This is a genomic window from Duganella phyllosphaerae (assembly GCF_001758785.1).
Classification (GTDB): Bacteria; Pseudomonadota; Gammaproteobacteria; order Burkholderiales; family Burkholderiaceae_D; genus Rugamonas; species Rugamonas phyllosphaerae.
The window spans coordinates 25,596-44,355 of the sequence record NZ_LROM01000124.1 but is presented as its reverse complement, the minus strand read 5'-3'; the positions used below and the strand labels follow the sequence as shown (position 1 = coordinate 44,355).

Here is an 18,760-nt window from a genome sequence, read left to right as displayed (position 1 = left end):
CTCTCGGGCGCTCCGGCGGCCGGCGCTCCGGCGGCCGGCCTGGCGCTCGCGGTAGTCGCCGGCGTGGCAGCAGTTGGCGCACCAGCAGCCGTCGTGGTTGCCGGCGGCGTAAGCGTCGTGATTGCAGGCGGCTTCGGTATCAAGTCGGAAACAGCAGCGGCAGCAGGTGCACCACCAGCGGCACCAGCAGCCGGGGCCTCTTCCTTGGCCGGATCCTTGATCGGCGCCATGCGATTGTTACCCTTGCGCGGCACGCGTGGTTCTTCCTCGGGCGGGCGCGGGGCGATTTCCGGTGGCGACATCAAGATCAGCAATTGACGGTTGTTCTGGATGCCGGCCAGCGGCTGGCAGATCACGCCGCCAAAAGCGCCGCTGGCGTTGCTGTCGACTTGCGTGACGCGCGCCACGGCCAGTCCGGCCGGGTAGATGCCATCGAGGCCGGACGTGACCACGATGTCGCCGACCTTGATATCGGCATTGGGGGCGGTGAAGCGCAACTCCAACGAGCCGATCTTGCCGCGGCCGTAAGCCACGCTGCGCAAGCCGTTGCGCAGCAGTTGCACGGGAATGGCCTGGTCCTTGTCGGTCAGCAGCGTGACTTCCGACGTGAACGGGAACACGCGCGTGACCTGGCCGACCACGCCCTGGTTGTCGATCACGGGCAGACCGAGCGAGACGTCGCTGTTGCTGCCGCGGTTGAGGATGATCTTGCGGCTGCTGGCGTCGCGCGCGTCGTACAGCACTTCGGCCAGGATCGACTTGGTGGGCACCTGCTCGCGCGCGCCCATCAGGCGGCGCAGCTGGTTGTTTTCGGCCGTGCGCAACTGCGCCTGCTGCAGCGCCTGGGCATCGGCGATCTGCTGGCGTTTGAGTTCATCGACCTGTTTTTTCATCTCCGCGAGCGAGGAGAAGTAATCGCCGGCGCCATAGATGGCGTCGCGCGGCAGCAGTGCCACCATCTGCAGCGGATGCAGTACGGTGCCGACGACCTGGCGCACGGTGCCCAGCGTGCGCATCTGCGAATCGACCAGCAGCAGCACGATCGATATGCAGGCGAACACCGTCATCTTGACCCGCGCCGAAGCGCCTTGCTTGAAAAGTGGCGGAGGACTGTATTCCATGACTTTCAATAATCCGGCGCTCCCGCGCCAACCAGACTGTCAACTCACCCAATGAACCGGGGCCGCTTAGCGGCCCCGGTTTTATCTATTTGATCACTCGTAGGAGAAGATCGACCCCAGTTGGTCCATGCGCTCGAGCGCCATGCCCGAGCCACGCACCACGCAGGTGAGCGGGTCTTCGGCCACCAGCACCGGCAGACCGGTTTCTTCCATCAAGAGGCGGTCGAGGTCGCGCAGCAGCGCGCCGCCGCCGGTGAGCATCATGCCTTTTTCGGCGATGTCGGCGCCCAGTTCCGGCGGGGTTTGTTCCAGTGCGTTCTTGACGGCGGAAACGATGTTGTTGAGCGGGTCGGTCAGCGCTTCGAGGATTTCGTTGGACGAAATGGTAAACGAACGTGGAATGCCTTCGGACAGGTTGCGGCCCTTGACTTCCATTTCCTTCACTTCCGAACCCGGGAAGGCCGAACCGATGGCCTTCTTGATCGCCTCGGCGGTTTGCTCTCCGATCAGCATGCCGTAGTTGCGGCGGATGTAGTTGACGATCGCTTCATCGAACTTGTCGCCGCCGACGCGCACGGAGCCTTTATAGACCATGCCGCCCAGCGAGATGATGCCCACCTCGGTGGTGCCGCCGCCGATATCGACCACCATCGATCCGGTCGCATCCGACACCGGCAGGCCGGCGCCGATGGCTGCAGCCATCGGCTCTTCGATCAGGTACACCTGCGAGGCGCCGGCGCCCAGTGCCGATTCGCGAATGGCCCGGCGTTCCACCTGGGTGGAGCCGCACGGTACGCAAATGATGATGCGCGGCGACGGACGGAAGAACTTGGAATCGTGCACCATGCGGATGAACTGCTTGAGCATTTGCTCGGTGACGGTGAAGTCGGCGATCACGCCGTCTTTCATCGGGCGGATCGCCTCGATATTGCCAGGCACCTTGCCCAGCATCTGTTTTGCTTCCTTACCAACTGCCTGGATCGTCTTCTTGCCGTTCGGGCCGCCTTCCTGGCGGATCGCAACGACCGATGGTTCATCAAGGACGATGCCCTGGCCGCGGACGTAGATCAGAGTGTTGGCCGTGCCCAAGTCGATGGCCAGATCGGTGGAAATATACCTGCGTAAAAAACCAAACATGTGTGTCCTGTGGCGCCACTGGGTGCGCGTAAGCTGTAGAAAGATGTCCTGTGGTGAGCGGCGGTGGCAATGATTCAGCCCCGGCAACGCATCAACCCGCCATTCTACCTTATAATTTGAATGCAATTTGCCGAAAATCGGCCCGAAAGTGTATCAGTCCAGTCCGCAAGTTAAGCGGTAATCGTCGGCTTTTACCAGCGCTTTAGCGGAATTTCAAGTTTTTATCATTGTAACAATTTAAACATTTGCGCGGCTTTCCCCGCGCCCTACGCCATGTCCCTGACCCTATCCGACGTAACACGTATTGCCAAGCTGGCACAACTGGAGATGAGCGAAGCGCAGAGCGCCACCGCCCTCGACCAACTCAACGGTATCTTCGAGATGGCCGGACAGATGCAGGCAGTCAATACCGACGGCGTGGCCCCGCTGAGCCACCCGCTGGCCGCCCACATGAACAACATCGCGCTGCGCCTGCGCGAAGACAACGCCACCGAAACCAACCGCCGCGACGACTACCAGGCCGTGGCGCCGAAGACCCAGGACGGCTTGTACCTGGTGCCGAAGGTGATTGAATAACGCCTTGGCAAGTACGCGCCTTCGAATCCGTCATTCCCGCGACAGCGGGTATCCATACTGAGTTAGCCATGCCAGCGTTCTATGGATTCCCGCCTGCGCGGGAATGACGGAGCAGCGGATAACAAAGCGGTCATCGGTATCTGTACGACTGACAACCACGGCACCACGAATTCTGAATTGAACGCCATGCACACCAAAACCATTAAAGAGCTGTCCGCGCTGCTGCAAAGCAAAGCCATTACCGCCACCGAGCTGGCCACGCATTTCCTCGACCGTATCGAGCAAAGCGACCTGAATGCCTTCCTGCACGTCGACCGCGCCCTCACCCTGGCGCAAGCTGCCGATGCCGATCAACGTATCGCCAACGGCACCGCCACCGCGCTGACCGGCGTGCCGATCGCCCACAAGGATATTTTCGTCACCCGCGACTGGCGCTCGACCGCCGGCTCGAAAATGCTGGCCAACTATGTGAGCCCGTTCGACGCCACCGTGGTGGAAAAGTTCCGCGCCGCCGGCATGGTCACGCTGGGCAAACTGAACTGCGACGAATTCGCCATGGGCTCGGCCAATGAAAACTCGGCCTTCGGCGCCGTGAAAAACCCCTGGGACAAGACTGCCGTGCCGGGCGGCTCGTCCGGCGGTTCGGCCGCTGCCGTAGCGGCGCGCCTGGCGCCGGGCGTGACCGGCACCGACACCGGCGGCTCGATCCGCCAGCCGGCCGCCTTCTGCGGCATCACCGGCATCAAGCCGACCTATGGCCGCGTATCGCGCTTCGGCATGATCGCGTTTGCCTCGTCGCTCGACCAGGGCGGCCCGATGGCGCAAACCGCCGAAGACTGCGCGCTGCTGCTCAACGCCATGGCCGGCTTCGACGAACGCGATTCCACCAGCCTGACGCCCGAACTGGGCGGCATCGACGAAGATTTTACGCGCGAACTGGGCCAGCCCTTGACCGGCCTGCGCATCGGCGTACCGAAAGAATACTTCGGCGAAGGACTGGCCAAGGACGTCGAAGACGCCGTGCGCGCCGCGCTGGCCAAGTACGTGGAACTGGGCGCCACCCTGGTCGATATTTCGCTGCCCAATACCGCGCTGTCGATTCCCGCGTACTACATGATCGCCCCGGCCGAGGCATCGTCGAACCTGTCGCGCTTTGACGGCGTGCGCTTCGGCCACCGCGCCGACGGCTACAAGGACTTGGGCGACATGTACCGCAAAACCCGCGCCGAAGGCTTCGGGGCCGAAGTCAAACGCCGCATCATGGTCGGCACCTACGTGCTGTGCCACGGCTACTACGACGCCTATTACCTCAAGGCGCAAAAGATCCGCCGGCTGATCGCCGAGGATTTCGAAGCGGTACTGAACGGCCCCAACGCCGTGTGCGACGTCATCATGGGACCGGTGGCCCCCACGGTGGCCTGGGACCTCGGCGACAAGTCCGACGACCCGGTTGCCGCCTACCTGGCCGACATTTTTACCCTGTCCACCAGCCTGGCCGGCTTGCCGGGCATGTCGATCCCGGTCGGTTTCGGCCAGGGCGACAAGAACGCCAACCGCCCGGTAGGACTGCAAATCATCGGCAAGCATTTCGGCGAAGCCAAGCTGTTGAACGTCGCCCACGCCTACCAGCAGGCGACCGACTGGCACACCCGCGCACCGAGCGGTATCTAAAGAATCTAAAGCGAGAACAATATGGAATGGGAAGTCGTCATCGGTGTTGAGAACCACGTGCAGCTCACCACCGCATCAAAAATCTTCAGCGGCTCGCCGACCACGTTCGGCGCGGCCCCCAACACCCAGGCCAGCCCGGTGGACCTGGCGCTGCCGGGCGTGCTGCCTGTGATGAACAAGCAGGCCGTCGATCGTGCGATCCGCTTCGGCCTGGCCGTGGGTGCGAAAATCGCGCCAGCCTCGATCTTCGCTCGCAAAAACTATTTTTACCCGGACCTGCCCAAGGGCTACCAGATCAGCCAGTTCGAAGACCCGGTGGTCATCGGCGGCGCGGTCACGTTCGGCTATGAAAAGGACGGCCAGTTCGTTACCAAGACCGTCAACCTCACCCGCGCCCACCTGGAAGAAGACGCCGGCAAGTCGCTGCACGAAGACTACGCCGGCATGTCCGGCATCGACCTGAACCGCGCTGGCACGCCGCTGCTGGAAATCGTCTCCGAGCCGGAAATCCGCAGCGCCGCCGAAGCGGTGGCCTACTGCAAGGCCCTGCACTCGCTGGTGATGTGGCTTGGCGTGTGCGACGGCAATATGCAGGAAGGCTCGTTCCGCTGCGACATCAACGTCTCGGTACGGCCGAAAGGACAAACGCAGTTCGGCACCCGCTGCGAGATCAAGAACCTCAATTCGTTCCGCTTCATCGAAGAAGCCGTGCACGTCGAAGTGCGCCGCCAGATCGAGCTGATCGAAGACGGCGGCAAGGTCGTGCAAGCGACGCGCCTGTACGACCCGGACCGCAAGGAAACCCGCGAAATGCGCAGCAAGGAAGACGCCCAGGACTACCGCTACTTCCCCGACCCCGACCTGCCGCCGCTGGTCATCTCCAACACCTGGATCGAGCAAGTCAAGGCCGCGATGCCGGAACTGCCCGACGCCATGCGCGCCCGCTTCATTTCCGACTACGCGCTGCCCGAATACGACGCGCTGGTACTGACCGCCTCGAAAGCGATGGCGACATATTTTGTTGCCGTGGTCGATGCGGCCGGCAAGGACAACGCCAAGGCTGCCGCCAACTGGCTGATGGGCGACGTCTCGTCCACCGTCAACCGCGAAGGCGTGGACATCGGGGAGGCCCCGGTCAAGCCGGCGCAACTGGCGCTGATGCTCAAGCGCATCGCCGACGGCACCATCAACAACAAGACCGCCAAGGAATTGTTTGCCGACATGTGGGCGGCGAAATCGGACGACGACAACCTGGTCGATGCGCTGATCGAGTCGAAAGGCCTGAAGCAGATTTCGGACACGGGCGCACTGGAAGCGATCGTTGACGAAGTGCTGGCTGCCAACGCCAAGTCGGTCGAGCAGTACCGCGCCGGCAAGGAAGCAGCGATCAACGCCCTGATCGGCCAAGCCATGAAAGCCTCGCGCGGCAAAGCCAACCCGGCCCAGCTGACCGAACTGCTGAAAGCCAAGCTGGCCGGTTGATCCTTCCAACACTCCGATCGCGCCCCGCCAGCTTCAGCTCGCGGGGCGTTTTTTTATGCCAATGTAGACAGTCCTGTCTATAATCTGCCACAGCCTTCAAAGGGCTGTCGAATAAAGTATACATTTTTGTCTAGACAGACTAATCTACAACCACTGACACACCTGACCGACACCACCATGAGCATCCCGAAACCCACCGCCGCCGAACTCGAACTGTTGCAAACCCTGTGGCCGCTTGGCGCATCGACCGCCAAGCAGGTGCACGAAGCGATGCTGGCACACAAGCCCGAGCTCGCTTACGGCACCGTGCTGCGGCTGATGCAGATCATGCACACCAAGGGCATCCTGATTCGCGACGAGAGCCAGCGCTCGCATATTTATGCGCCAGCCCAGGCCCAGGATTCGCTGCAAACCAACCTGCTGCGCGACCTGATCGACAAGGCTTTTTCCGGTTCGGCCAAGGCGCTGGTGCTGGCGGCGCTGCGTTCGGGCATTTCCAAGAAAGAGCGGGCCGAGATTGAAGCCATGCTCAAGGACGATCCAAAGCCATGAGCGCCTTCATCGCCATGCTGGGCGCCACCCTGGTCCACTTCCTGTGGCAGGGCTTGCTGATCGGCTGCGCCACCGCCGTCGTGCTCGCGCTGCTGCGCAACAGCCGCGCCGAATACCGCTACCTGGTGGCGTGCACAGCCTTGCTGGCCTGCCTGGCCTGGCCCGCGCTGGGCCTGGTCGAACGCCTCGGCAACGGCGCGGCAGCACCAGGTGAAGCGGCCGGCATGATGCAGTTCGCGGTCCGCAACATGGTCGGCAACGGTCAACTGATCGACCTCGGCGCTGCGGTCCGGAGCATTGTCAGCGTCTGGGCGCTGTGCGCGGCCGTGCTGTCGGTACGCATGGCGCTGGGGCTGCTGTGGATCGAGCGTACGGTGCGGCGCAACGCCAGCCGCCACGATCCGGTGCAGGCACGCTGGCAGGCACGGCTGTCGCAGATGACGCAGGCGTTCGGCATCACGCGCCAGGTGCGCCTGAGGATCGTCGAAGTGCTGGCCAGCCCGGTCACGGCCGGCTGGTGGCGGCCGGTGGTGCTGGTGCCGGCTGCGCTGGCCGCCCGCATGCCGCCCGACCTGCTCGAAGCGCTGCTGGCGCACGAATTGGCGCACGTGCGCCGTCACGATTACCTGGTCAACCTGCTGCAGAACGTGATCGAAACGCTGCTGTTCTACCACCCGGCCGTCTGGTGGCTCTCGAACCGCATCCGTGCCGAACGCGAACTGATTGCAGATGATTTCGCAGCAAGGCAGCTCGGCGAACCGCGGCGTCTGGCACTTGCTTTATCCGAACTGGAACGTCTCCAGTTCTCCACCCACCACCTGGCCCAAGCGGCCAACGGAGGAAATCTGATGGATCGTATTCAACACCTGATGCGCCCTGCCCCGCAGGCCCTGAACTGGAAAGCCGCGATTCCGATGCTGGGACTGGCGCTGGCCTGTGTCGCAATTTATGCCGAGGCAACGGCGGCCGAGGCCACCACGGCCAAGAACAAAACAATCAAGGCCGTGGTTAATTTCGACAGCTGCGCCAAGCCGGAATACCCGGCGGCGGCGGTGGCCCAGCAACGTACCGGCATGGTCACACTCGGCTTTTCCATCGGCGCCGACGGCAAGGTCAAGTCCAGCAAGATCGAAAAGACCAGTGGTCATCCCGACCTCGACCAGGCCGCCCGCACCGGCATCGAGAAGTGCAGTTTCATCCCTGCTACCAAGGCCGGCAAACCGGTCGAGTCGTCGCTGAAGATGGTGTACAACTGGAACCTGGAGTAAGCGGGAAGGACTGACTCAAGGACGCGCAGCCGGCATGAAATGCGCGTCCAGCCCGGCAATCCCGGGCGCCACCCAGTGAGCACAGGCCGGCTCCACGCATTCGTGCAGGTGACCGGCAATAAACTTGATCAGGCTGTGCGCCGGCGCCGACAGGCGGCGGTCCTTGCGCGCCACCAGGTACCAGTTGCTCTCGAGCGGAAAGCCGGCCACCGGCAGCACCGCCAGCCTTTCGCGGCCCTCCTGCAAGGTGTGCTCGGAAATCACCGACACGCCCAGCCCCGACGCCACGCTCAACCGGATCGCCTCGTTGCTCTCGACCTGCATGGTATTGCCGAGATCCATGCCCTGGGCGCTGAGCCACGATTCGAACATCATCCGCGTGGCCGACCCCGGCTCACGCACCAGGAACCGTTCGCCGCGCAGCTGGGCCATCGTCACCTGCGGGCCGCCTGCCGCCCAGTGGTCCTGCGGCGCGATCATCTGCAGGGGATTGCGCAAGATGCGCGCAGCCTGCACCTGCGGTCCGCTCGGCGGATGGCTGAACACGTACAGTTCGTCCTCCTGGCGCTCGAAGCGGCCCAGGATGTGCGCGCGGTTGCCCACGCTGAGCGTCATGCCGATATCGGGAAACTGGCGGTAGAACGCCCCCATGATGCGCGGCAGCACGTATTTCGCGGTGGTGACCACGGCCACGTTGATGTGGCCGGACGAGCCGCCCCGCGCGCGTTCCAGGTAGCCATTGAAATCGTCGAAGCGGCCCAGCACGTCGCATGCAGCGCAAAACAGTTCCTCGCCCACGGCGGTGCGCTCGAAGCGCCCTTCGCGTTGCTCGAACAGCGGCGCGCCCACTGCCTCGGCCAGCCGTTTCATTTGCAGCGACACAGTGGGCTGTGTCAGGTGCATGGCGCGGGCGGCGGCGGAAATACTGCCGCTGCGCACCACTTGCACATAGATTTGCAGCAGGCGAAAACTCAGGTGGCGGATGTTCATGTCGGTCCATTCATAGATAATGCTCTATGGCCTATTGCAGAAGGTTTTATTATTCAATATACGCGGTGATCGGCACAATGGCGAGCATTCCAATTAGAAACTTTTTCCATGCCTGACATCGTGATCGCCTTCTTCGCCCTCGGCCTGTGCGCCGGCCTCGTCAAATCAGACCTGAAACTCCCCTCACCCACCTACGACACGCTGGCCATCCTGCTGATGCTGGTGCTTGGCTTAAAAGGCGGCATGGCGCTGCACGGCCATGTTACCGGCGCCATCGTGGTCGAGCTGCTGGTAGTGGCCGCGCTGGGCGTGGCGCTGCCGCTGCTGTGCTACCCGGTGCTGCGCCGGCTGGTACGGCTCGACCGTCCCAACGCGCTCAGCATCGCCGCCCATTACGGCTCGGTCAGCGCCGGTACCTTTGCCGTGGCCCTGGCGCTGGCCGAGCACGATGGCCTGGCCGTGAGTCCGCAAACCACCTTGTACCTGGTGATGCTGGAACTGCCGGCCATCGTGGTGATGTTGTGGCTGCACCATCGGCGCCAGGGCGGCGCGTCGTCAAGCCACGGCGGCATGGCCATCTGGCGCGAAGCGCTCACCAGCCGTGGCGTGGTGCTGCTCGGGGGCGGCGTGCTGATCGGTGCTTTGTACGGACCGCAAGGCATGGCGCCGATCGCCCCCGTGATGCTGGGCGGCTTCAAGGCCATGCTGGCGATCTTTTTACTTGAAATGGGCTTGTGCACGGCGCGCGTATGCCGGCCGCTGCCGTTGCAGCACTGGCGCCTGATGGTGTTTGCAGCGGTGGCGCCGTTCGTGCTGGCCTGGGCCGGGATAGCCGTGGCCACCGTGCTGGGGCTGCCGCCGGGAACCACGCTGGTGCTGGCCGCCCTGACCGCCAGCGCGTCCTATATCGCCGCACCGGCCGCGATCCGCGCCGCCATCCCGCAGGCCGATATCGGGCTGGCGATGCTCGCTGCGCTGGGCATCACGTTCCCGGTCAATGTACTACTGGGCTTGCCGTTGTACCGGCACTGGCTGGGCGTCTGAGATCAGGCGGTAATGCTGAGGTTGATGCCCATCTCGACCAGCAGGGCCAGGTCGGACAGCGAGAAGTCGAGCGTGGGCGTGGCCGCGCCGCGCTCGGAGCTGAACGAGATGCGCAACTCGGCCGCCACGTCGGCGCGCTCGAAGTGGATGCCGCGCGCGGACGACTCGGCCAGGAAGGTACGGATCGCCTTGAGCAGTTCATCGGGATTGTCGTCGGTGGCGATGCGCACGTAGAAACCGGAATCAATGCGTACCCGGCCGTCGGGCTTGACGTCGCCACGGCGCCAGTCGCCATCGGGCTCGACCGGCAAGCCGTCGCGGATATCGGCCAGTCCTTCGTCGCCGCCGTGTACCTTCAATGTTGCTATGTTCATGCCTGCCTCGGTTGGTCTGTACGCCGATCTAAAAGATTACACCAAAGAAACACCGGCGTCCAGAAGACTTGCAGCCTGCCGGACTTGGGGAGTCAAAGCGAAAAAATAGCTGATCGATTACAGATTTTGTCGATTTCGCAGTGCCCATAGTGGGCTATGGGCCGAGAAATTGGCGAAATATGGACCGATCCAGGTATTTTTGCAGCTGACGATCCCAAGTCCGACAGGCTGCTCACATCAAATAATTCCGTAGCGTTCGCGATAGGCCGCCACCGCGTCCTTGTGTTGCAGCAGTTGCGGATCGGCGCCGGCGCCGTTCAGGTAGCCGAACAGGTCGTCGAGGTTGCCGATGGAAATCACCGGGATGTTGTACTGGATCGCCACTTCCTGCACCGCCGAGTTCGGCGATAGCTGACCATCCTTGCCGGCGCGTTCCATGCGGTCGAGCGCGATCAGCACCGCGCATGGCTCGGCGCCGGCGGCGCGTATCATGTCCACCGACTCGCGCACCGAGGTGCCGGCCGAAATGACGTCGTCGATGATGACGACCTTGCCGGCCAGCTTGGCGCCAACCAGGGTGCCGCCCTCGCCGTGGTCCTTGGCTTCCTTGCGGTTGTAGGCGAACGAGGTGTTGCGGCCCTTGCCAGCCAGCGCCATCGCGGTGGCCGAGGCCAGGGTGATGCCCTTGTAGGCGGGGCCGAACAGCATGTCGAATTCCACGCCCGAGTCGAGCAGGGTCTGCGCGTAAAACTGCGACAGCTGGGCCAGCGTGGCGCCGTCATGGAACAGTCCGGCATTAAAGAAGTACGGCGACTGGCGCCCGGCCTTGGTGGTGAACTCGCCAAAGCGCAACACTCCGGTCTTGACCGAAAACTCGATGAAATCCTGACGTAAATTGCTCATGCTGCCTCATTTCTGTTCAATTCTGGAAAGTGCCGGTATTTTACCGCTACACTAGCGCATTCCAAAATTTCGACGCTTTTTCAAGCACTTGCCTTCATGCCAAAAATCATCTCCGCCAACCTGAACGGCATCCGCTCCGCCTCGTCCAAGGGTTTCTTCACCTGGCTGGCCAGGCAGGATGCCGATTTCGTCTGTGTCCAGGAACTCAAGGCGCAAGCGCCGGACATGACGCCGGAATTCCTCAACCCGGGCGGCTACCACGGCCACTTCCACTACGCCGAAAAGAAGGGCTACTCGGGCACCGGCATCTACAGCCGCCTCGAACCGGACCGCGTGGTGATCGGCTTCGGCGCCCCCGAGTTCGACCGCGAAGGCCGCTACGTGCGCTGCGACTTCGGCAACCTGACCGTGATTTCCGTGTACTGCCCGTCCGGCTCGTCCGGCCCCGAGCGCCAGGAAGCCAAGTTCCGCTTCATGGATTTGTTCTTGCCGCACCTGCAACTGCTGCACGCGGAAGGCCGCGAAGTGGTGATCTGCGGCGACTGGAACATCGCCCACAAGGAGATCGACCTCAAGAACTGGAAAGGCAACAAGAAAAACTCCGGCTTCCTGCCCGAAGAGCGCGAATGGATGACCCGCATCTTCGACGAAGTGGGCTACGTCGATGTGCACCGCGGTCTCGACCCGCGCGAAGAACAGTACACCTGGTGGAGCAACCGTGGCCAGGCCTACGCCAAGAACGTCGGCTGGCGCATCGACTACCACGTCGCCACCCCCGGCATCGCCGCCCGCGCCACCAGCGTGGCCGTGTACAAGGAAGAGAAGTTTTCCGATCATGCGCCGTTGATTATCGATTACGCGCACGAGTGAAACTCAAAGAGGCTCAGAGGCTGCGCTGGCTCGAAAACTCGCGCCAGTCGCCGCTGAGCGGATCGAGGAAGCAGATGCGGCGCGCCAGCAGTTTTAACGGGCGCTCGTAGTCGTCCGGGCCGCTTGGCAGCGCCACCGGGTAAAAGGCGTCGTTCCGGATCGGGATACCCAGCGCAGACAGGTGCAGGCGCAGCTGGTGCTTGCGGCCGGTGTGGGGGAACAGGCGATATCGCGTGCAGTCAGCACCGTGCTCGATGACGTCGATGATGGTCTCCGAGTTCGGCTCGCCCGCTTCCTCCTTCATGAGGAAGAACTTGTCGCCGTCCACCATGCGACTGCGGTACGTGAACGGGAACTGCGCGCCGTCCAGGCGTGGCGCCAGTGCCTCGTATTCTTTTTCGATCACGCGCTGCTGAAACAGCGACTGGTAAGCGCCCCGGCTTTCCGGGCGGCGCGAGAAGATCACCACGCCGGCAGTCTCCCGGTCCAGGCGGTGGATCGGCGTGAGCGCAGGTTCGCCCAGCGTTTTTTTCAGCCGCACCAGCAGCGTCTCGTGCAAAAAGCGGCCGGTCGGTGTCATCGGCAGAAAATGTGGTTTATCGACCACCACCAGGTGGTCGTCCATGAACAGGATCTGTTCCTGGAACGGGATCGGCGTCTCCACTTGTTCCAGCTCGCGGTAGTAAAAGATGCGCATGCCACGGCGGTAGGCGCTGTGCGGCGCGAGCGGAACACCGTCGCCATCGACCACGTGGCCGCGCGCCATGCGCTCGCGCCAGGTGGACTCCGGCACATCGGCAAAATGCGCGGCCAGGAAGGTGATCATGTCGGGCCACTGGCCCTCCGGCAGCCACAAGTAGCTGGGCGCGACGCCGTCGCGCATCGGCAGCGGATGCCGATCTGCCGGGGACCGCACCGGCATCAGGATTTCGGCAGCGCCAGCGAACGGTATGGCGGCAGCTTGTTCGCGTCGAGCCCCTTGGCGCGGGCGTACACCGGCAGCACCAGGTTCATGTGGTCGTTCATGTTCCTGATGCGGTCGCTGCCGGTCGGGTGGGTGGACAGGAAGCTGATCGGCTGGCTTTTGTTAATCGCCGCCATCTTCTGCCACAGCGCCACGCCGGCGCGCGGATCGTAGCCGGCCCGCGCGGCCAGGTCGAGGCCCACCAGGTCGGCCTCGGATTCGTCGCTGCGCGAGAATTTCAGCGCCGAGACCTGCGCCACGGCACTGCCGCCGGCGTCGCCCAGGCGCGGATCGAGGCCGAAGTAGCCGGCGATCAGCGAGCCGCCAACGCGGGCGACGGTGCTGGTCACCGCGTTCTTGCCGGCCTGCGCGCGCGCGTGTTCACGCAGCGCGTGGGCAATCTCGTGGCCCATCACCGCCGCCACTTCATCGTCGGTCAGATTGAGCTTGGTCAGAATGCCGCTGTAGAACGCGATGCGCCCGCCCGGCATGCAGAACGCATTGACGGTCGGCGAATTGAGCAAGTTGACTTCCCACTTCCAGTTGGCCGCATCCGGGTTCCAGCGCTTGGTGAACGGGATCAGGCGGTCGGCAATCGCGCGCAGGCGTATCAACTGCGGGTTGCTGTCGGTGGCAACCTGGTCCTTGTCGTGGGCCTGCTTGAGCATCTGGTCGTACTGCAGCTTGGACTGCTGGTTGACCTGGTCGGCGTCGCCGCCGATGCTGCGCATGCGCGACATTTTTTCGACCGGGATACCGTCGTTTTGGGCCAATGCCGGCAGCGCCGGCAGCACGCTCATCGCACAGGCCAGCGCCAGTGCGGCGCTGTTGAATTTAAGCTTTTTCATCTCGTTTATTCCATGGGGCGATTTTGGGGAGCATCAGCATGGCCGGGAAAGCCAGCATGAAGCAGACCATAAAGAACCAGAACCAACCGGTTTCCGCGACAATATACCCTACCGATGCGTTGATGAATGTGCGCGGTACCGCAGCCAGGCTGGAAAACAACGCGTACTGCGTGGCCGTGTAGCGCGGGTCGGTGGCGCGCGACATGAACGCCACCAGCGCTGCCGATCCGAGCCCCAGGCTGGCAAACGCCTCGAAGCCGAAGACTGCGCTGAGCAGGAACGGATCGGGCCCCACCTCGGCCAGCCAGGCAAAACCGAGGATGGCAAGCGCCTGCAGGACGCCGAACACCCACAGCGCACGGTTGATGCCGAGCTTGATCATCCAGATGCCGCCCACCGCGCCGCCGGCCAGGCTGGCCCACCAGCCGGTGGCGTTGGCGGCGAGGCCGATCTGCTTGGTGGTAAAGCCGATATCGAGGAAGAACTTGGTCGATAGGGCGGTGGCCATGGTGTCGCCGATTTTATACAGCAGCACGAACATGATGATGATGATCGCCTGTTTCAAGCCATCGCGCACGATGAATTCCCTGAACGGCAGCACGATCGCCTCTTGCAGATTTTTCGGCGGCGCGCCATACACGGCCGGCTCTTTCGCCAGCAGGGTGCAGATAAAACCGGGCAGCATGAACGCGGCCACGATCCAGAACACGGACTGCCAGGACATGGTGTCGGCCAGCACCAGCCCCAGCGCGCTGGGGATCAGGCTGGCCGCCTTGTAGGCGTTGACGATGATGGCGGCGCCCAGGCCCTGCTCTTCTTCGGCCAGGATTTCGCGGCGGTAGGCGTCGATCACCACGTCCTGGCTGGCCGACAGGAACGCGATGACCCCCACTGCCAGCACGATCAGGGTCAGCTCCTGTTTTGGGTCGAACATGCCCACGCCGCCGATCACCAGGAACAGGCCGATCTGCGTAACCGCCATCCAGCCCCGGCGCCGGCCCAGCGTACCAATGCTGTAGCGGTCCATCAGCGGCGCCCACAGGAATTTGAACGTGTACGGGAACGTCATCAGGCCGAACAGGCCAAGCGCCTTGACATCGAGTCCGGCCGTGGCCAGCCATGCCTGCATCAGGTAGATCAGCGTGTACAGCGGCAGCCCGGAACTAAAGCCCAGGAACAGGATCGAGATGGTGCGGCCGTTCAGGTAACTGATCCAGCTTTTCTTCTGTTCCGGGGTGGTCATCGCTATGCTTTCTTACGGAGGCGGAATACCGCCAAATCGCCGCGCAGGTTGGGCAGGAAATCGACGCGTTTGCCTTCGGCCAGCGCCACGCAGTCGATCACTTCCACGCCGCAGTCGTGCGCCAGGTCGCGGAAATCGTTGATGGTGGCGCAGCGCAGGTTGGGCGTGTCGTGCCATTCGTACGGCAGTGATTTCGATACCGGCATGCGCCCGCGCAGCAGCGCCACGCGGTGCGGCCAGTAGGCGAAGTTGGGGAACGAGACGATCACCTCCTTGCCCACCCGGACGATGTCGCGCAGCAGCGCTTCCACGTGCTTCATCATCTGCAAGGACGACAGGCACAAGACGGTGTCGAAACTGTTATCGCCAAACAGCGCCAGGCCGTTTTCCATATCCTGCTGCACCACCTGCACGCCACGGCGGGTGCTGGCCAATACCTTGTCGTCGGCGATCTCGATGCCGTAGCCGCTGCAGCGCTTGTCGCTTTGCAGGTAGTCCATCATCACGCCGTCGCCGCAACCGACGTCGAGCACGTGGGCGCTGGGCGGCACCCAGTGGGCGATGAAAGCCAGGTCGGGACGGGCCGCGCTCAAGTCGTTGAAATTCATGCGGCCTCCTTGCTGTTGATGTCGTTCAGCTCGTTCCATACCCGGTCGTAGTACGCGCGCACCAGGTTCAGGTAGCGCGGGTCTTCCAGCAGGAAGGCGTCGTGGCCGTGCGGCGCGTCGATCTCGGCGTAGGTCACCTGGCGGCGGTTGTCGATCAGGGCCTTGACGATTTCCTGGCTGCACTCGGGCGAGAAGCGCCAGTCGGTGGTGAAAGACGCCAGGAAGAACTTGGCGCGGGTGGCTGCCAGGGTCTTCGACAGATCGCCGCCGTGGTGGCGCGCCGGGTCGAAATAATCGAGCGCCTTGGTGATCAACAGGTACGTGTTGGCGTCGAAGTATTCGCTGAACTTGTCGCCCTGGTAGCGCAGGTACGATTCGATCTCGAAGTCCACGCCGAAGTCGAACTTGTAGGTGCCGGTCGCCGCAATGTCGTCGGCAACGGCGCGCAGCTTGCGGCCGAATTTTTCCGCCATGTCGTCGTCGGACAGGTACGTGATGTGGCCGACCATGCGCGCCACCCGCAGCCCATTCTTGGGCACTACGCCGTACTCGTAAAAGTCGCCGCCTCGGTAATCGGGGTCGGACAGAATCGCCTGGCGCGCGACGTCGTTGAAGGCGATGTTTTGCGCGGACAGCTTGGCGGTGGATGCGATCACCACGCAGTGGCGCAGGCGGTCCGGGTACATGATGCTCCAGGCCAGCGCCTGCATGCCGCCGAGCGAGCCGCCCATCACGGCGGCAAACTGCGTGATGCCCCACTTGTCGGCCAGGCGCGCCTGGGCGCTGACCCAGTCTTCCACGGTGACGACCGGGAACGCGGCGCCGTATGGCTTGCCGGTGGCCGGGTTGGTGTGCATGGGGCCCGTGGAGCCGAAGCAGGAGCCGAGGTTGTTGATGCCGATGACGAAGAACTTGTCGGTGTCGAGCGACTTGCCCGGGCCGACCATATTGTCCCACCAGCCGGTGCTTTTCGGCGTGCCCTCGTATTCGCCGGCCACGTGGTGCGAGGCGTTCAGGGCGTGGCATACCAGCACCGCGTTCGATTTGTCGGCGTTCAGGGTGCCGTAGGTTTCGTACATCAGCATGTAGTCGCGCAGCTGCGCGCCGCTTTGCAGCGGCAGCGGTTCGGCGAAATGCATGGTTTGCGGGGTGACGTATCCCAGGGATGACATGGTGGTTTCGATTTTTTTATTGGGGCGGCCCCACGGGCCATCTATCAGGATGGGACCGCGAGGATGGGTCCCATCAGCTACTGCAGTGTGCTACAAAATGTTCACAGCTAGGCCCGGGGACGACGACAGTACGAATGTACGGCTAGGAGCCAGAACGACGCTGTGGGCATTTTGTAGCACACTGCCTTACATCAGTTGTAATTGTTCGACCGCGTCTGCAATTACATTGGGTTCCATCGAGCGCATGATCTTGCGGGTTTGCGGCATGATGCGCGCCAGGTCGCTGTTCAGGATTTCCTGCTTGACCGAGAGCAGTTGTGCCGGATGCATGGAGAACTCGCGCAGTCCCAGTCCCAGCAACAGGCGGGTGAGCTTGACATCGCCCGCCATTTCGCCGCACACGGCGACGTCGATCCCGGCCTTATGCCCGGCCGCAATCGTCATGGCGATCAGTTGCAGCACAGCCGGATGGAGCGGATTGTAAAGGTGCGCGACCTCGTAATCAACCCGGTCGATCGCCAGCGTGTACTGGATCAGGTCATTGGTGCCGATCGACAGGAAGTTCATGCGCTTGACGAACATCGGCAGCGCCAGCGCGGCGGCCGGAATTTCGATCATCGCGCCCACGTCGACGGTCTCGTCGAACTTGACGTGCTCGTCGCGCAGCTCGGCTTTCGCCTGCGCGATCATGGCCAGCGACTGGTCGATCTCGAACGCGTGCGCCAGCATCGGGATCAGGATGCGCACCTTGCCAAAGGCCGATGCGCGCAAAATCGCCCGCAGCTGGGTCAGAAAAATCTGCGGCTCGGCAAGGCAGTAGCGGATAGCCCGCAAGCCCAGCGCGGGGTTCAAGGCCGTGTGCTCGGCCTGGTCGAGCGGCTTGTCGGCGCCGATGTCGAGCGTGCGGATCGTCACCGGCCGACCCTTCATGGCCACCACCGCCTTCCTGTACTGCTCGAACTGCTCGTCCTCGGACGGGATCTTGCCCTTGCGGCCCATGAACAGGAACTCGGAGCGGAACAGGCCGACGCCGTTGGCGCCCGCCTCCATCGCGGCCGGGCAGTCGTCGGGCAGCTCGATATTGGCCAGCAGCGTGATCTCGGTGCCATCTTTGGTGATGGCCGGGGTTTTCTTGAGTTTGCCCAGCTTTTTGCGGGCGCGAATCGCCGCGTTCTGGCGGTCGCGGTACTGCTCGAGCACCACCACGCTGGGGTTGGCGATGACCACGCCGGCGTCGCCGTCGATGATCAGCCAGTCGTCCTGCTCGATCAGGGTCGAGGCGCCCGACATGCCGACGGCTGCCGGAATGTCGAGACTGCGCGCGACAATCGCCGTGTGCGAGTTCTGCCCGCCCACATCGGTGACAAAACCGATGAACGAGCGGTCGCGGAACTGCAGCATGTCGGCCGGCGAAATGTCGTGCGCGACGATGATCATCTGCGGCTGGAATTCGTCGTCGCCCACCTTGACCGGCGGCGGCAGGATCTGCTCGGTGCCCATCAGGACCTTCAACACCCGCTCGGCCACCTGCTGGATGTCGGCCTTGCGCTCGCGCAGGTACGGGTCTTCGATCTCGTCGAACTGCGCCGACAGTTCATCGATCTGGGTGAGCAGCGCCCATTCGGCGTTGTAGTGGCGCGCGCGGATGATGTCGAGCGGCGCCTCGGAAATCATGGGGTCGGACAGGATCAGCGCGTGCACGTCGATGAACGCGCCCAGCTCCGTGGGTGCATCCTTGGGCAGCTCGTTCCACAGGGTTTGCAGTTCCTTGTGGACCTGGGCCAGCGCCTGCTGCAGGCGCAGCACTTCGGCTTCGAGGTGTTCTTCGGCGACCAGGTAATGCTTGACGTCGAGCGCGGCCGGCGCCAGTTTATGCGCGCGGCCAATCGCAATCCCGCGCGACACCGGGATGCCGTGCAGGGTAAACGAAGCCATGG

18 protein-coding genes are annotated in these 18,760 nt (G+C 63.3%); 7 read left to right on the top strand and 11 right to left on the bottom strand.

What is annotated here, in order from left to right; all coding sequences use genetic code 11:
* Positions 1-1,121, bottom strand: a 1,121-nt coding sequence (gene mreC / locus DUPY_RS21640; RefSeq protein WP_070250956.1) for a rod shape-determining protein MreC, incomplete at its 3' end; no start/stop codon positions are given.
* Between the two features lie 93 nt (positions 1,122-1,214).
* Positions 1,215-2,258 carry a rod shape-determining protein gene (locus DUPY_RS21635; protein WP_008445008.1) on the bottom strand — a complete coding sequence of 348 codons (1,044 nt, stop codon included), beginning with the start codon at positions 2,256-2,258 and terminating at the stop codon, positions 1,215-1,217.
* 273 nt (positions 2,259-2,531) lie between these two features.
* Between DUPY_RS21635 and gatC the strand changes: the two genes are divergently transcribed.
* The 5 genes from gatC to DUPY_RS21610 all read left to right on the top strand — a co-directional run bounded on the left by gatC (position 2,532) and on the right by DUPY_RS21610 (position 7,807).
* The gene (gene gatC, locus DUPY_RS21630; RefSeq protein WP_070250953.1) at positions 2,532-2,834 is read left to right on the top strand and encodes an Asp-tRNA(Asn)/Glu-tRNA(Gln) amidotransferase subunit GatC; all 303 of its coding nucleotides are present in this window, start codon (positions 2,532-2,534) and stop codon (positions 2,832-2,834) included.
* A gap of 186 nt (positions 2,835-3,020) precedes the next feature.
* Positions 3,021-4,505, top strand: coding sequence for an Asp-tRNA(Asn)/Glu-tRNA(Gln) amidotransferase subunit GatA (gatA, locus tag DUPY_RS21625; RefSeq protein ID WP_070250951.1), 1,485 nt, complete (start codon positions 3,021-3,023; stop codon positions 4,503-4,505).
* A gap of 21 nt (positions 4,506-4,526) precedes the next feature.
* Positions 4,527-5,987, top strand: a complete 1,461-nt coding sequence (gatB, locus tag DUPY_RS21620) for an Asp-tRNA(Asn)/Glu-tRNA(Gln) amidotransferase subunit GatB (protein ID WP_070250949.1) — start codon at positions 4,527-4,529, stop codon at positions 5,985-5,987.
* 177 nt (positions 5,988-6,164) lie between these two features.
* Positions 6,165-6,539: a BlaI/MecI/CopY family transcriptional regulator gene (locus DUPY_RS21615; protein ID WP_070250947.1), complete on the top strand. Its 375-nt coding sequence runs from the start codon at positions 6,165-6,167 to the stop codon at positions 6,537-6,539.
* A complete protein-coding gene (locus DUPY_RS21610; protein ID WP_070250945.1) occupies positions 6,536-7,807 on the top strand; it encodes a M56 family metallopeptidase in 1,272 nt (423 codons plus the stop codon). The genes DUPY_RS21615 and DUPY_RS21610 overlap by 4 nt, the downstream gene beginning before the upstream one ends.
* A gap of 15 nt (positions 7,808-7,822) precedes the next feature.
* Here DUPY_RS21610 and DUPY_RS21605 read toward each other — a convergent pair whose 3' ends face one another.
* Positions 7,823-8,797: a LysR family transcriptional regulator gene (locus DUPY_RS21605; protein ID WP_070250943.1), complete on the bottom strand. Its 975-nt coding sequence runs from the start codon at positions 8,795-8,797 to the stop codon at positions 7,823-7,825.
* 108 nt (positions 8,798-8,905) lie between these two features.
* Between DUPY_RS21605 and DUPY_RS21600 the strand changes: the two genes are divergently transcribed.
* A complete protein-coding gene (locus DUPY_RS21600; protein WP_070250942.1) occupies positions 8,906-9,841 on the top strand; it encodes a sodium-dependent bicarbonate transport family permease in 936 nt (311 codons plus the stop codon).
* Positions 9,842-9,843: 2 nt separating this feature from the next.
* Here DUPY_RS21600 and DUPY_RS21595 read toward each other — a convergent pair whose 3' ends face one another.
* Positions 9,844-10,215 carry a hypothetical protein gene (locus DUPY_RS21595; RefSeq protein ID WP_070250940.1) on the bottom strand — a complete coding sequence of 124 codons (372 nt, stop codon included), beginning with the start codon at positions 10,213-10,215 and terminating at the stop codon, positions 9,844-9,846.
* Positions 10,216-10,452: 237 nt separating this feature from the next.
* Positions 10,453-11,118 (bottom strand): orotate phosphoribosyltransferase, encoded by a 666-nt coding sequence (pyrE, locus tag DUPY_RS21590; RefSeq protein WP_070250939.1) that lies wholly within the window; start codon positions 11,116-11,118, stop codon positions 10,453-10,455.
* Between the two features lie 96 nt (positions 11,119-11,214).
* Here pyrE and DUPY_RS21585 point away from each other — a divergent pair, with 96 nt between their 5' ends.
* Positions 11,215-11,988, top strand: coding sequence for an exodeoxyribonuclease III (locus DUPY_RS21585; protein WP_070250938.1), 774 nt, complete (start codon positions 11,215-11,217; stop codon positions 11,986-11,988).
* Positions 11,989-12,001: 13 nt separating this feature from the next.
* Here DUPY_RS21585 and DUPY_RS21580 read toward each other — a convergent pair whose 3' ends face one another.
* The 6 genes from DUPY_RS21580 to ptsP all read right to left on the bottom strand — a co-directional run bounded on the left by DUPY_RS21580 (position 12,002) and on the right by ptsP (position 18,758).
* Positions 12,002-12,910, bottom strand: coding sequence for a pseudouridine synthase (locus tag DUPY_RS21580; RefSeq protein ID WP_070250936.1), 909 nt, complete (start codon positions 12,908-12,910; stop codon positions 12,002-12,004).
* Complete coding sequence (locus DUPY_RS21575) at positions 12,910-13,800, bottom strand: M48 family metallopeptidase (RefSeq protein ID WP_070250934.1); 891 nt, start codon at positions 13,798-13,800, stop codon at positions 12,910-12,912. The genes DUPY_RS21580 and DUPY_RS21575 overlap by 1 nt, the downstream gene beginning before the upstream one ends.
* Positions 13,787-15,043: an AmpG family muropeptide MFS transporter gene (locus DUPY_RS21570; RefSeq protein ID WP_070250932.1), complete on the bottom strand. Its 1,257-nt coding sequence runs from the start codon at positions 15,041-15,043 to the stop codon at positions 13,787-13,789. Before DUPY_RS21570 ends, DUPY_RS21575 begins: the two co-directional genes overlap by 14 nt.
* 2 nt (positions 15,044-15,045) lie before the next feature.
* A complete protein-coding gene (gene metW, locus DUPY_RS21565) occupies positions 15,046-15,651 on the bottom strand; it encodes a methionine biosynthesis protein MetW (RefSeq protein WP_070250930.1) in 606 nt (201 codons plus the stop codon).
* The gene (gene metX, locus DUPY_RS21560) at positions 15,648-16,823 is read right to left on the bottom strand and encodes a homoserine O-succinyltransferase MetX (protein ID WP_071651680.1); all 1,176 of its coding nucleotides are present in this window, start codon (positions 16,821-16,823) and stop codon (positions 15,648-15,650) included. Before metX ends, metW begins: the two co-directional genes overlap by 4 nt.
* A gap of 186 nt (positions 16,824-17,009) precedes the next feature.
* Positions 17,010-18,758 carry a phosphoenolpyruvate--protein phosphotransferase gene (gene ptsP / locus DUPY_RS21555; RefSeq protein WP_070250926.1) on the bottom strand — a complete coding sequence of 583 codons (1,749 nt, stop codon included), beginning with the start codon at positions 18,756-18,758 and terminating at the stop codon, positions 17,010-17,012.
* Between the last annotated feature and the right edge of the window lie 2 nt (positions 18,759-18,760).